The following is a 14,436-nucleotide window of genomic DNA, read 5'->3' on the forward strand; positions in this document are numbered from 1 at the left end:
TATTAACATAAACAAATTTAATTTACAACTATATCGCTACATAAATAAATTTGCTGATGGATTTTTGCTAAATTGTGCATGGATATGCAGAAACAAAGCTATCCTGATTGATAGCCTATAAACAGGAGTAGGGAGTGATCAAACTCAGGGGTGTATCCGTTGCTCCTAAAGTTAAATCCTCGCCAAGCTTGGGTAGAACCAGAAAAGATTCACTCATCGCTGCACCTCTATTGCCGATAAACCTGTTTGGTGCCTAAATTTTTGGGGATGAAAAGCAAATATTGTCTTTTCTCAACTTATTTGACATGGTAAATTTCAGTTTTACTATAGGAATACTAAAAAATAATGTTTCACGAACGCACGTTACCTACATTTAATACTGCCACTATCAACATCACTAAAGAAGAAGGCTTGCGGCTGTATGAAGATATGGTACTGGGTCGCTCATTTGAAGACAAATGTGCTGAAATGTACTACAGAGGCAAAATGTTTGGTTTTGTCCACCTCTACAACGGTCAAGAAGCCGTTTCCACAGGTGTCATCCAGTCCATGCGACCAGGGGAAGATTTCGTTTCCAGCACCTACCGCGACCACGTTCATGCTCTCAGTGCCGGTGTACCAGCCAGAGAAGTGATGGCGGAGTTATTTGGCAAAGCCACAGGGTGCAGCAAAGGTCGTGGTGGTTCCATGCATATGTTTTCTGCCGAACATGGCTTACTAGGTGGTTATGCTTTTGTGGCGGAAGGTATTCCTGTAGCAGCTGGAGCCGCGTTTCAAAGCAAATACCGCCGGGAAGTGTTAAAAGACGAAAAGGCAGACCAAGTAACAGCCTGCTTTTTTGGCGACGGCGCAGCTAACAACGGTCAGTTTTTCGAGACCTTAAATATGGCCGCCCTCTGGAAACTGCCCATTATTTTTGTGGTAGAAAATAACAAGTGGGCAATTGGGATGTCTCATGAACGTGCCACTTCCCAGCCAGAAATTTACAAAAAAGCCAGTGTATTTAACATGGTAGGCGTGGAAGTAGACGGGATGGATGTGTTAGCAGTGCGAGCCGTAGCCCAAGAAGCCGTAGCCCGCGCCCGTGCAGGTGAAGGTCCCACATTAATTGAAGCTCTTACCTACCGTTTCCGGGGACACTCCCTCGCTGACCCAGATGAAATGCGCAGCAAAGCCGAGAAAGAATTCTGGTTCTCTCGTGACCCTATTAAGAAGCTAGCAGCTTATCTGGTTGAGCAAAACTTAGCTGACAATGGTGAACTCAAAGCCATTGACCAGAAAATTCAAGCAGTCATCGACGAAGCTGTGCAGTTTGCCGAAAGTAGTCCTGAACCAGACCCCAGTGAGTTGTATCGCTTTGTGTTTGCAGAAGACAAATAAGTTGGGGACTGGACTTCGACTTACTTCGACGGCGCTCACTACAAGTCGCTCAGTGACCGGGGACTAGATGATTTCTATTTCTGCTTGTCCCCCGGATCTATCCCCAAGGTCGGATGCCCTATGAACAAATAAGGATTAAACTTGTGTTTACTATCAGCGTTGAACAACAACAATACAAGACTCACATCCTGAGTGATGAAAGTGCTGGCTCTCAAATCGAAGTAGTCCCAGAAAGAGGCGGTATCATCACCCGTTGGCGGATGCAGGGGCAAGAAATTTTCTATCTGGATACTGAACGCTTTACTCATCCGGAATTGAGCGTCAGAGGCGGAAATCCGATTCTGTTTCCTATTTGTGGCAATTTACCAGATAATTTGTACACCCATAATGGGCAACGCTACACTCTCAAACAACATGGTTTTGCACGGGAGTTACCTTGGGAGGTAACTGAGGAAAAAACTCAAGGGAAAGCTAGCTTGACTCTGGTACTTAAGAGCAACGAGCAAACTCAGGCAGTTTATCCTTTTGACTGGCAATTGATTTTTACCTATGAATTGCAAGGTAATACTCTGGTAATTCGGCAGGAGTATCAGAATTTGTCATCTATACCTATGCCTTTTTCTGCTGGTTTCCATCCTTATTTTCTTATGGATGGTGATAAGAATCAGCTAGAGTTTCAAATTCCTTCTGGGCAGTATCAAGACCAGAATACTAAGGAAATTCATGCCTTTGAGGGTAGTTTTGATTTCAACCGCGATGAAATTGATGTGGCTTTTGGGGATTTGACTAGTCAATGTGCCACAGTCATCGACCGTAGCCGTCGGCTAAAACTGACTTTAGATTACGATCAGATTTATTCTCGTCTGGTGTTTTGGACACTCAAAGGCAAAGATTTCTACTGTCTGGAACCTTGGACTGCTCCTCGTAATGCTGTGAATACTGGCGAAAATCTGACTGTATTAGCTCCAAAAGCTAGCTGCACGGCATCTGTAAGGTTAACAGCAAATTTTTTCTAAAAGTATTTGCAAATCTCAGATTATCGTGTTACTATAGCAAAGTTGCAAAACAAAAGGGTCGCTAACTCAATGGTAGAGTACTCGGCTTTTAACCGATTTGTTCCGAGTTCGAGTCTCGGGCGACCCACTTGAAATCATAAATAAACTAGGTGTGCTAATTTGGGCGATCGCCACAATATAAGTAATGTATCGCTAGCTGACTCATAGTTTTCTGAGATGCCACCCTTTACCGCACTAAGACCAGATTTGGGATATATAGTAACTAAAGCATTAAACGAGACTGTGACTGACCATACAGTAGTATATGCATACTATAAGGCATCGTGATGAAAGAGGGCGTAAAGTTATTCAACATAAACACCCGACACTAGTTATAATTTCCTATAAGTTGAAAAAAGTATTAAGATTAGCGTAAATATTACGCTTTTCGTAGACTGATTAGCTGAAAAACAAATTAGGAGGACTATATATGGCGCTCGTACCAATGCGGCTGCTTTTGGACCACGCGGCTGAAAACGGTTACGGTATTCCAGCTTTTAACGTTAATAATTTGGAGCAAATTCAGGCAATCCTGAAAGCAGCAGCCGAGACAGATAGCCCTGTAATTTTACAAGCTTCACGAGGCGCTCGTGCTTACGCTGGAGAAAACTTTCTGCGTCACCTGATTCTAGCAGCAGTAGAAACCTATCCTCACATTCCCATTGTCATGCACCAAGATCATGGTAATGCACCTTCTACTTGCTACTCAGCAATGAAGAACGGTTTTACCAGCGTCATGATGGATGGTTCCTTGGAAGCTGATGCTAAAACCCCCGCTAGCTTTGAGTACAATGTCAACGTTACCCGCGAAGTGGTAAACGTCGCTCATTCCCTCGGTGTCAGCGTTGAAGGTGAACTAGGTTGTTTAGGTTCCTTAGAAACTGGTGCTGGTGAAGCTGAAGATGGTCACGGTTTTGAAGGTACACTTGACCACTCTCAATTGCTAACTGACCCCGACGAAGCTGCACAGTTTGTAGAAGCAACTCAAGTAGATGCGTTAGCTGTTGCTATCGGTACCAGTCACGGTGCTTACAAATTTACTCGCAAGCCTACAGGCGAAATTTTGGCAATTAGCCGCATTGAAGAAATTCACCGCCGTTTGCCTAACACCCACTTGGTGATGCACGGTTCTTCTTCTGTACCAGAAGATTTACTTGCACTTATTAACCAGTATGGTGGTGCAATTCCCGAAACCTACGGTGTACCTGTAGAAGAAATTCAAAAAGGCATCAAGTGTGGTGTGCGTAAGGTTAACATTGACACCGATAACCGTCTAGCTATCACCGCCGCCGTTCGTGAAGCTTTGGCTGCAAATCCCAAAGAATTTGACCCCCGCCACTTCCTCAAGCCTTCCATTAAATATATGCAGAAGGTTTGTGCAGACCGTTATGAGCAATTTGGTACAGCAGGTAATGCTAGCAAGATTAAGCAAGTTTCTCTAGAAGATTTTGCTGCTAAGTATGCCAAGGGTGAACTAAATGTAGTTACTAAGGCATCTGCTAAAGTTTAACTAACTATGGATCATTCCTATGCCTCTATAGGGTAGGAATAATATTTAATAGGGGCATAGCGCTGCTATGCTCTTTTTATTGATGAAGTCAAAGTTTCATGGGAAGCAACTGGAAAAACCTAACGATAGTTGCAAGTTTCTGGAGTGCGATCGCGTTGACACAGTTTTGGGGGTCAAATACCTCTGTACTGGCTGCTGATACCGTTGTAGTCCGTTTTGGTCTGTTTGCAGAATCTATCTCCCTAGCGGAGTTACAGCACTCGGCAGATACTGGGGAATTTCCCAGGGGTTTTGAGCTTTATACCGGACGAATATCTCCCAAAGAACGCCGCTTGTTTGTGGAAGCACTGAGAGCAAAATTACCGATTAATTTCGTCACACTCAGTAATTTACTCTATACTGAAATTGGCACAACAATTCTCGGTAACGTTTCTGAGGCTTTAGTCAGAGACGATGAGGCCGGAGTACAAGCGTTGAGATCTGCATTAGTTTTAGGTGCTACTCAACCAGATGGTCTTTCTATACTAACTTTTATTGCGGCTTATCCTAGTCAACGCCTAGAAATTGATCTCATAAAGGCTTTGCGGGTGGGGAGAGATTTCCCAAGTTTACTCAATAGTTTATAAACCTTAAGGTTACCCAGCACTTATCGCAACAGCTAAGAAGCTAAATTTGATCATAGAACATCACGGAATTCTGCAATTGTATGATGGCGATCGCTCATGCTAGTATTAAAAACTCACCAATTTTAATTTTGAATAAAGCTACCCTTGCATTTGCGGCGCGCTTATAGAATATACTCCAAGGAATGTAATATTGCTATTTCAGATTCAAATTTAGCAATGGCAACATTTCCTGATTCTCAATAAACAGAGACGCAGGGTTTACATAACGTCATAAATTTTGTATATTGGGTAACAATGAGTGTGCAAGTTAAGTGGTAATGAAAGAAAACTGCACAGAGAATAGAAGAGAATATTCCGCGTAAATATTTCAAAGACTAAATTTTTTGACTATTTTTTAAACATTTGTCGAGTTTAGATTTATAATAAGAAGCAAAGATAAAGATAACGTACACAAGAATAAGCTCATAGGCTAACTAATGCTAGCTAGCTTGTTATTGCTGCTGATTTGTACAGCAGTGTGTGGCTAGCAGCAGAAATAAAGCTTTGGTGAAAACAGCTAGCTGAAAATTAGGCTAGGTCAATTTATCATAGCTATTTAGCCTCCCACCTCAGCTTAATTGGGGTCAGGTAAGACAGTGTATTTGTTTGTACATCAATTTGTCATAAATAACTACGGGAGTTAGCCACGTCTAATCTACCCTCAATTAGTAGTTTTATTTATTAGGCGACGTAATTAATTTTACTTAGTTATAGTTGAACTCGTTTTGGTGCATCCGGCAATTTGGATGTTGATAGCCAGGTTTACATTCTAAGATTCTCCACCTTCTCGCACACTTTTACCTTGAGTACAGTAACATGAAAGAGTTTGATTGTATATTAAATATTTGTATCCTATCAGTAACCTACCTATCCAGTATTTACTTGTGGATAGCCTTTTCCCAGCACTCAAATGAGTGACTAATTATTGTAATATTAATGGCAACACAAATTCTAGTCGTTGACTAACTAAAGGCGTATCTGTCAGAAGTAGTCAGCGCTGATTTTTGTGTGTGCTTTGGCTACATAAAAGTTGCATGATTCATGGGATAAATGTTAGATTTTTTACCAAAAATTATTACCACTAGAGAAATCACAATTGCTCTACTGGGATTAGTAGCTGGAAGCTGTATATTCTTAACTTCTCGTTTAATTTTTGTCTGGTTGAAATTAGGATTAGAAAAAATCAAAAGTTTTCAAAGTAATAAAGATATTTACCAAAACTTAATTCAGCCTAATGAAATTTTTATAATTTCTGCATCAGCAATTTTTGGGGTAGAATTACTTTCATTATTACTACCAAGAAATAGCTGGACTAATTCATTAGAAATTATTATTAGTTTATCTCTGGCGATCGCCACAAGTTTATTAGCCTCTAGATTATTTAAGAACTTCTTTGATTTTTATCTATTAAATGCTGCTTTTCAAACCGGGAAAAAAATTAGCAGTGAATTCCTCATCCTTTTTAAATGGCTAGCTAATATTATCATTATATTTCTAGCTATTCTGCTTTATGCTCAAAGTCATCAAATTAATCTTTTAGGATTGCTAGCCAGTTTAGGAATTGGTGGTTTAGCAGTAGCATTTGCAGCGCAAAAAACCTTAGAACAAGTTTTAGGTGGGATTGTAATATATCTTGACCGTCCCTTTGTAATTGATGATTATATCGGACTACCAGACGGTACTTTTGGTAGAGTTGAATCTATCGGTTTGAGATCCACACGTATTCGTACCTCTGGGAAAGGAACCGTAGTGATAGTTCCCAATAGTTCCTTAACTCAAGTCAATATAGAAAACTTCACAGGCGCGAAAAAAGTCATGTCTATATTGTATTTGACATTTTATCGAGCCATTAGTAGTGAAGAAAAAGCACTAATTCGTCAAATTATTTTAGAAAGTACCAATGGTATTTTCGGACTAGATTCACGCAATACAGACGTGAACTTTAAGAATATTAATAATCTAGTAGACCCAGATAAAAGTCAAGCACAAGTTTCTTTCTTCATTTTGGGTTCTGGAGATGTTTCTATGGAATTACGTCGTCAACTATTAGATTTAGCAACTCAAAGTATGACTGAATATTTAAAAGAATATGGGATTGAATTTGAGATAGAAGAACCAACAATTTATGTGGACTCACCGATTACAATTTAGACATAATGAATCAGATTTCAGAGATTATCCTGGCATTTTTCCAGCGCGAAAGCACCATATTATTCCTGTCTAGATTTGGTCTATTTTTATTGTTTATCCTGCTATCTGTATTAGCTGGAAGATATACTCCTACTTTTCTGCGAATTGTTATTCAACGTTTTGCACCGCAGCAGGTAGCAAGTATTTACAATAACTTAATTGAACCGATTAGAAACTTATTTAGAATCGCAGGTAGTTTAATTTTGATATCCTTATCCTTAGCATGGATTAGCGAATATCAATCGATATATAGATTTCTTTCACCCATTATCGACTTAGCTGTAATTATTAGTCTAGCTTGGCTTTCTTCTCGTCTATTTCGCCAATTTATTCGCGTCTATGGTATTGAATTAGTGCGTAAATTAGGAAGAGAAGTAGACGAATTGCTTTTAGTATTTGAAACCCTAGCAAATGTGATGATTGGGTTTATTGCTATTATTGCTTTTGCACAGAGTCAAGAATTTAATTTAATTGGGTTATTAACTGGTTTTGGTATCGGTGGTTTAGCGATCGCATTTGCGGCACAAAAGACCCTAGAACAGTTGTTAGGAACCATTGTTTTGTATTTAGATAGACCCTTTATTGCTGGAGAATATATTCGCTTGCAGAAATCTGCACAAATTCCGGAAGGGTTATTTGGAAGAGTAGAATCAATTGGGATTCGTTCTAGCAAAATTCGGACTGCTGCTAAGAGTACCTTATTTATTATTCCCAACTCGATTTTAGCTAACTTAGAAATTGAAAATATTACTCGAGGTAAAAAAGTCATGGTGTTGCTCTACCTCGATTTTGTCACCCTGCTGCAAGAACAAGAAAAGGCTTTAGTTGAGCAGGTAGTAGCCGAAAGCACTAACTCACTATTTGGTATAGATCCAGGTAGCACTAGTATTACTTTTTTAAATCATAATTCAACCGAGACAACTCGCACCAGAGTAACGTTTTTTATTTTGGGTTCTAGTGATAACTCCTTACAATTACGTAAACGCCTATTAGAATTAGCCAATGAGAAAATTTCCAAAAAACTAGTTAGTTTTGGTATCGAGTTTACGATGCAAGAACCGACAATTTATGTAGATTCACCAATCACACTTTAAAAATATTGGTTAAATAACTGTTTACAAGTTATACCAATTCTTTATGAGGATGCGCTGAATTATAGGAGGAACGAACCACGTTCGCGCTAGCGTCTCCCCTTGGGAGAAGAACACGAAGTACACAAAGAAGGAAGGAAGGAAGGAAGGAAAGAAATTCAGCGCAGCTTTACACAGAAATGGTATGACAAACAAAAAATATCCCACCAGATTCATAAATCAATTATTATGCGTTAAAAATTCACCATGCTATTTGATATCTTTAAAAGCCGTAAATCTTCTCAAAACTCATTAATCAAAACTAATCCGACTTGGCGCGTAGGTTGGGGAGAAGTTGATGCAAGTTATGAAGATATAGCTTGGCGAGATGAAAAATTTGTGGTGATTCTACCACGCGCAGCTTCTGGATTTCTGAGCGAGAAATTAGCAATCAGTCCGGGAAAAAGATTTATTATTGTTGGTGATATTTGGTTAACGAACCAAACGCAGTTGCTAGAACTGTTGGGAATTGAACCACATAGCTTTAGAGAGAATTATCTCCAACTAGTTGCCAATCTTTGGGAAAGATGGGGTTTTGAATGTCTTCAGCAACTGGTGGGAATGTTCGCACTGGTGGTTTGGGATCGGGAAAAACAGGTTTTGCACTTGATCCGCGATCGCATCGGTAGCCGGACTCTGTATTACACTACCACTGGTGGGGTGCGTTGGATTGCGCCTCAATTGAGAACTTTATCACCTTATCGTTCCTCTGATGTGGATTTGGTGGCTTTACGCGATTACCTTTGTTGCGCCTTTGTCCCCGGAGAAAGAACCCTTTGGCAAGACGTGCGGGAACTCCGACCTGGAACTGTTTTACAATTTCCTCACGAAAAAGTGCAAGCTTATTGGCAGTTGCAAGAACAGATTACAGCCATAGACCAACCTTTAGTATGGCATGGCGATCGCTTGCGAGAACTCCTAGACCAAGTTATTCAAGAATATTTACCACCACCAAACGAACCTGTAGGGGTTTTTCTTTCAGGTGGTTTAGACTCCAGCGCCATCACTGCTTTAGCGGCAAAATTTCATCATTCCCCAGTCCACACCTTCTCAATTCATTTTGGCTCAGAATGTCCCAATGAGTTAGAATTTTCCAGTCTCGTCGCTACTCATTGCCAAACACAACACCATATTTTAGAAATTACTTTTAAAGATATGTGGGAACGTTTACCCCAAACAATGGCCTATTTAGATGACCCCATTGGCGACCCACTAACTATTCCTAATTTGTTACTAGGAAGACTAGCGCGAGAAAGAGTAGAAGTAGTTTTAAATGGTGAAGGTGGCGACCCTTGTTTTGGCGGACCTAAAAACCAGCCAATGCTGATGAATAGTTTATATAATTCTGTCACAAATCAAGATTCTTTACAAGCCTATTTAATTTCTTTTCAAAAGTGCGCTGCTGATTTACCACAACTTTTAAAACCAGAAGTTTTGACCGCCATAGAAACAGCACCTTGGGTTTTTCAAGAAGATTTAAATTCCCCAGCCAGCTATCTGAATCGTTTGATGGCCATGAATATTAAATTTAAAGGTGCTGACCAAATTCTCACTAAAGTTAGTAACTTAACTCAAGCTGCTAATTTACAAGGTCGTTCTCCTTTATTTGATCAAAGAGTGGTAGAATTAAGTATGCAAATTCCTCCTGAGTACAAGGTTTCGGGAGTGCAAGAAAAAGCAGTTTTAAAACAGGCGAACGCCGATATTTTACCAGCCGCAATTATTCATCGCCCTAAAAGTGGCATGATGGTTCCCGTACAGTTAGGATTTCGTAAATATTGGCAAAAAGAAGCCAGAGATTTATTACTGAATCGCAATGCAGCCATCGCGCCTTATTTTAATCAATTACCAATTCGCAACTGGTTAAACTATGAAGGCGATACTTGGAGTCGTTATGGTGTCAAATTGTGGTTACTTGTGAGTTTAGAAATTTGGTTGCAAGTAAATCGAAAATAAACAATTAACCAAAGGTTTGGAGAATATACATAGAATTAGAATTTCCCGAATCATCAACTAAAAGCAAGTTGCTTTCACCGTTATTTAAACTTTGACCATTGACCATACCACGATGCAAAATTCGCATCAATTTTTGCGGACTAAATGATTCTAATTCCACAAAATTACCAGCTTCTAGCCATGTTAATTCTTCAGCTAATAAACTCTGACGAACTTTCCCAGGTAACTCTTTAGCTCTTTGCGCCGAATTATCAGAAGATTGAATAAACATTCCCCGCTTCGCAGCCATAATCTGACGTGGTAATAATCCCAAATCAATAATTGCAACGTTACTGTCCTGGAACCAATTAGGACTAGTACCGAGATGGTGAACTAAACCAACACCTTGGGGACTACAATCATGGAAGCTATAAACTTTTAATTCTGGATTGCGGCGAAGCATTTGCATCGTGGTGTCAAAAATGCTTTCCGGATATCCAGTAACGCTGAGAATTGCACAGTTATTTTCAAAGTGGAAATTATTCGCAATTAATAGTTGAGCAATAGCTGCACTATCGCAAACTACTAACCTATCAAAACTGTAAGCTGTGACATCAGGATTAATGGTTACAGGTGCAATTTGTTGACGAGGAAAAGGAAGCATTTTGACAATTGAGCCATTGATTTGTTCCCAATGAAAAAACCATTCTTGAAATTGAGATTGAGAAAATAAAAATTCCTGCGGAACTAGAGATTGATTTAACCGTTTCAATCCTAAGTAAATCGACAACATCCCTAAAAGAACATAGATGGTAAATACAGCGAATGAATTTAATATAACTACACTAGTATAAATTCCGCCCATCAGCATAATAAATCCTATCAAACACAAAACTTTAGCATTTTGCATTCGTTGATTATGGTTAACTTTACTTGACTGGGTATAAATTCTGTAAATAAACCATATTTGGACACATATATTAACAACTATAAAGGTCGTTTCTCTAGGTAATTCAATTAATGGTAACAGCCATGATCCTACAAAGATAGAAGAGAAAACTCCGAAAAATCCTGTAGCCCATATATTAAAAAAACAATAGTTAAATAACCATTTCCAACCCACTGTGCTATAAACATTAACACGATTATTCAAAATATAAAATAACTGTTTAGGAGTAAAAAACAAAGTGTTATTTGCGGAAATGTCAGCAATAGCTTTCGCAAAAAAGGGGTCAGTAATCCTAATAGTACCCATGCTGGTCGGTTCAAATACAAACTGATGTTGACATTTAATACATCGCCCTTGATTACGTGTTCTGTCCTTGAGATTATTATCAGTTCCGCATTTAATACATTTCATATCGTTAATTTTCCCTGGTTGTTAACTCTCGAAATATTTATCCTGGGTAAGGATTTGGGAATATTTAATTTTTGTTTACCCTGACTTAATTGTGTCTTTTATATAAACCGCAAACTCTGATAAATATTAAATGAGTAATTTATTAAATCACCTGATTTGCTAATAAAATACTGTAATCTTCCCGCCGCCGAATTAAGCGATGTGTACGGTTTTCTAATAAAACTTCGGCTGGTTTGGGACGATGTAAAAAGTGAGATGACATTGCATAACCATAAGCACCAACATCTAAAATGGCAATGATATCACCAATTTCTAAAGCTGGTAATTGGCAATTTTTTCCTAAATAATCTCTTGAATAAGTTGTGTTTCCACACACATCTGTGAGATGAGTTGCAGATTCTGATTCTTTCCACGCGACAATTTTTCTATAACCGCCATGTACTGAGGGAACAGATATATTAGCCACAGTAGTATCTACCCCAATCAGTTGTTTTTCTGATTGCCATTTGACGGAAACTACTTTAGTAAGTAGAGTAGCACAACCTGCGATCGCAGCTCGTCCAGGTTCAATAACTAACTCAATATTTCTGCCTAAACGACTGATTTTATCACTCAAATCTGCACCAAATTGTTCCCAGTTAAAAGCTGCACCTTCATGATGATAGGGATAGCCAAAACCACCGCCAAAATCTAAATATTCCCAATCAGGTAAAAGTTGGGCTGTGGCTATTACCTGATCAATTACCTTGGTAAAGGCTGTGGTTGCATTTGTCCCTGTACCTCGATAAAAATGCAATCCGCTCAGTTTTAATCCTACTTGACGAGTGAGGGCGATCGCATCAGCAAATTCTTCTACACGTACACCAATCCGGCTATCACCAGTAATCTCTGGTAAATTCAGACGTAAGCCTAGACGAGGAGAAAAAGAGTTACTCAAAGATTTATAGACTTCACAACAAAGTTGCACCTGCGAAATACTATCTAAATTGAGAGTTCCCACACCCCAATTTAAAACTTGTTCCATCTCGACCCGATTTAAATTACTCCCACTGTAGACAATTTGTTCTGGTGAAAAACCTGCTTGTAATCCCAGATAAATATCTCCAGGAGTATTAGCATGAAGTCCCCAACCTGCGTCGTGAAAAATTTGCAGCAGTGATATATTGCCATTGGTAACACTAGCAAAGCGAAATTGAGTCTGAGGATAATTAAAAGCCTCTGTGATGCGTGTGATAGTTTGATTTAAAATATCAGCTTGATAAATATAGAGAGGTGAATCATAAGTATTAAGTAACTCTTCAGCCAAGGATAGAGGATAACTTGTGATTAATTTTGCCATTTTTTCTGCAATCTCCATAGTGTTTGTGGTAGCCAAAATGGATGATCAAAAGATGCTTTACCAGACTCTTCACCTAATACATAAACTCGCCAAAGTTGCCACATAATTAGTAACCATAAAATTTCACCTATGCGACGACCTTGAATATGAGCGCCCAATTTTCCAGCAGCAATTTCTGCTGCCAGATGGGGAGAAAAGCGATTTTCTAGACGTAGTTTACCAGGATTTAACCACTTACCTATGTGAGGCCAAAACTGATCTAAACACCAAGAGGTTAAGGGAACTCCCATACCGCGCTTTTGTCGCCAAACAATTTCTGAAGGTAATAAATTTTCTACGCTGCGCTTGAGGATATATTTCTCACAAGATGCCTTTAAACACAGTTCTCCAGATAGCTGAAAAGTCCACTCAGCTAAGGGTAAGTCGCAGAAAGGCGATCGCACATATAACCCATGAGCAAACCCTAAAGCCGTAGCGCGGGGATGTATATTCTGTGACCCTTTCAGCATCAAACCTGCACGACGCAACCGATGCAAAATTGCTGTACTATACTCAGGATTAAGTGCTTCTGTAATCCAATCTTCTGGGTGTAAATTTTGGATTTGTTCATAAATATCTGGCTGATAGATTTGAGCCTCATAACCCCAAAGACGGTGAAAAGTGCGGAGATATTGTTGAATAAAACTTTCTGACATAGATAAATTTTCGCTTTGGTAAACCCCGGCGGCGATTAAAGGTTTATTCGTCCAACCTGCAAACAATTGGTCGCCACCTTCGCCGTTAAAAATCACCCTAGTATCTTGGCTAGCTCTTTGTCCTAACAGGAATAATGGCACTGTTACGCCATCACCAAACGGCAAATCTAGCGCCTGTACAGTGGAAATTAGAGCCTTCTGAATTTGCTCAGGTTTAGCATCAACTTTTACCAAAGGAATTTGCAGATGTTGGGCAACCATTTCAGCATAGAGAGATTCGGAAATCCCATAATTTCCAAAATCCAAGGTATAGCCAATTACCTTTATCCCTGCTTGCACCAGTAAGGCGGCGACAACCGCAGAATCTAATCCCCCAGAGAGAAAAACGCCGACAGGCTCATCTGTTAAGTCGGAAATTTGCCGTTGAATAGCTTGTTTCAGGAGAGTTTGTAGTTGTTGGACAGCCGTTGTTTCATCTTTTATTTGCACAGCTGCTTCACACCATTCTGATAAACGTTGAGAAACTGGTGCTGAAAGCCTTTGTGATTCAGACTGACTTTGCCAAACTAATTCTTCTCCAGCAGTCACTGCAAATATTTGACTCACCGGAGTTAAGGGATTGGGAACATAAGAAAAACAAGAATAACCGTATAAAGCCGGAATATTAACTTCAGGATTTTCCATCACTGACAAAAGCAGTTGCAGACGAGATGCAAACCAAATCACTTGTCCTTGTTGCATCCAATACAGGGGGACTTTGCCAAAAGGTTCTCGTCCTAAAATTAAGTCTGTTCCCTGTAATTTTACCCATATATCTGTATATAATTCAGTCTCTATTCCCGATGCAGATATACCAGCTAGTAGTTCTGGATGATGATTAGAAAAGATTTTTCTTGGGGAATTACCAATATAAATAACATTCCAAATAGGCGCGGAATCAGATAGCTTTTCAAAGGAAATATGCAGCTTTTTCAGCATAGAGGACTTATCGAAAATATCTCTAAAATCCTCATATCTCTGTGTTCTCTGTGCCTCTGTGGTTCCTTTATTCCCTGATTCCCACCTCAGTCTCATCATATTTAGCTGCGCTTCTAACTCACGTCGAGAACCATAACCCCAATAGCCAATAAATTGCTGGGGTTGATTAGTCTTTTCACCAGGCGGAATGTTTTCCATA

At 39.5% G+C, this 14,436-nt stretch carries 10 protein-coding genes and 1 tRNA gene; 8 read left to right on the forward strand and 3 right to left on the reverse strand.

Features of this window, described 5'->3' with window-relative positions:
* The first annotated feature begins 345 nt into the window (after positions 1–345).
* The 8 genes from pdhA (at position 346) to VB620_RS06725 (ending at position 9,886) form a co-directional block, all read left to right on the forward strand.
* Positions 346–1,380 (forward strand): pyruvate dehydrogenase (acetyl-transferring) E1 component subunit alpha, encoded by a 1,035-nt coding sequence (pdhA, locus tag VB620_RS06690; protein WP_323195362.1) that lies wholly within the window; start codon positions 346–348, stop codon positions 1,378–1,380.
* A gap of 143 nt (positions 1,381–1,523) precedes the next feature.
* Positions 1,524–2,396: an aldose epimerase family protein gene (locus VB620_RS06695; protein WP_323195363.1), complete on the forward strand. Its 873-nt coding sequence runs from the start codon at positions 1,524–1,526 to the stop codon at positions 2,394–2,396.
* Between the two features lie 55 nt (positions 2,397–2,451).
* A tRNA-Lys gene (locus tag VB620_RS06700) sits at positions 2,452–2,523 on the forward strand.
* A 342-nt stretch (positions 2,524–2,865) separates the two neighbouring features.
* Positions 2,866–3,945, forward strand: coding sequence for a class II fructose-bisphosphate aldolase (fba, locus tag VB620_RS06705; protein ID WP_323195364.1), 1,080 nt, complete (start codon positions 2,866–2,868; stop codon positions 3,943–3,945).
* Between the two features lie 98 nt (positions 3,946–4,043).
* Positions 4,044–4,571: an alpha/beta hydrolase gene (locus VB620_RS06710; RefSeq protein ID WP_323195365.1), complete on the forward strand. Its 528-nt coding sequence runs from the start codon at positions 4,044–4,046 to the stop codon at positions 4,569–4,571.
* A gap of 1,089 nt (positions 4,572–5,660) precedes the next feature.
* Positions 5,661–6,761 (forward strand): mechanosensitive ion channel family protein, encoded by a 1,101-nt coding sequence (locus VB620_RS06715; RefSeq protein ID WP_323195366.1) that lies wholly within the window; start codon positions 5,661–5,663, stop codon positions 6,759–6,761.
* Between the two features lie 5 nt (positions 6,762–6,766).
* A complete protein-coding gene (locus VB620_RS06720) occupies positions 6,767–7,894 on the forward strand; it encodes a mechanosensitive ion channel family protein (protein WP_323195367.1) in 1,128 nt (375 codons plus the stop codon).
* Positions 7,895–8,137: 243 nt separating this feature from the next.
* Positions 8,138–9,886, forward strand: coding sequence for an asparagine synthetase B family protein (locus tag VB620_RS06725; RefSeq protein ID WP_323195368.1), 1,749 nt, complete (start codon positions 8,138–8,140; stop codon positions 9,884–9,886).
* Between the two features lie 4 nt (positions 9,887–9,890).
* Here the strand turns inward: VB620_RS06725 and VB620_RS06730 are convergent, their stop codons facing one another.
* The 3 genes from VB620_RS06730 to VB620_RS06740 all read right to left on the reverse strand — a co-directional run bounded on the left by VB620_RS06730 (position 9,891) and on the right by VB620_RS06740 (position 14,435).
* Complete coding sequence (locus VB620_RS06730) at positions 9,891–11,225, reverse strand: toprim domain-containing protein (protein ID WP_323195369.1); 1,335 nt, start codon at positions 11,223–11,225, stop codon at positions 9,891–9,893.
* A 142-nt stretch (positions 11,226–11,367) separates the two neighbouring features.
* On the reverse strand, positions 11,368–12,564 hold the full coding sequence (locus tag VB620_RS06735; RefSeq protein ID WP_323195370.1) for a diaminopimelate decarboxylase family protein: 1,197 nt from the start codon (positions 12,562–12,564) through the stop codon (positions 11,368–11,370).
* Positions 12,552–14,435, reverse strand: a complete 1,884-nt coding sequence (locus VB620_RS06740) for an asparagine synthetase B family protein (protein WP_323195371.1) — start codon at positions 14,433–14,435, stop codon at positions 12,552–12,554. The genes VB620_RS06735 and VB620_RS06740 overlap by 13 nt, the downstream gene beginning before the upstream one ends.
* Between the last annotated feature and the right edge of the window lies 1 nt (position 14,436).

The organism is Nodularia harveyana UHCC-0300 (assembly GCF_034931085.1).
Taxonomy (GTDB): domain Bacteria; phylum Cyanobacteriota; class Cyanobacteriia; order Cyanobacteriales; family Nostocaceae; genus Nodularia; species Nodularia harveyana.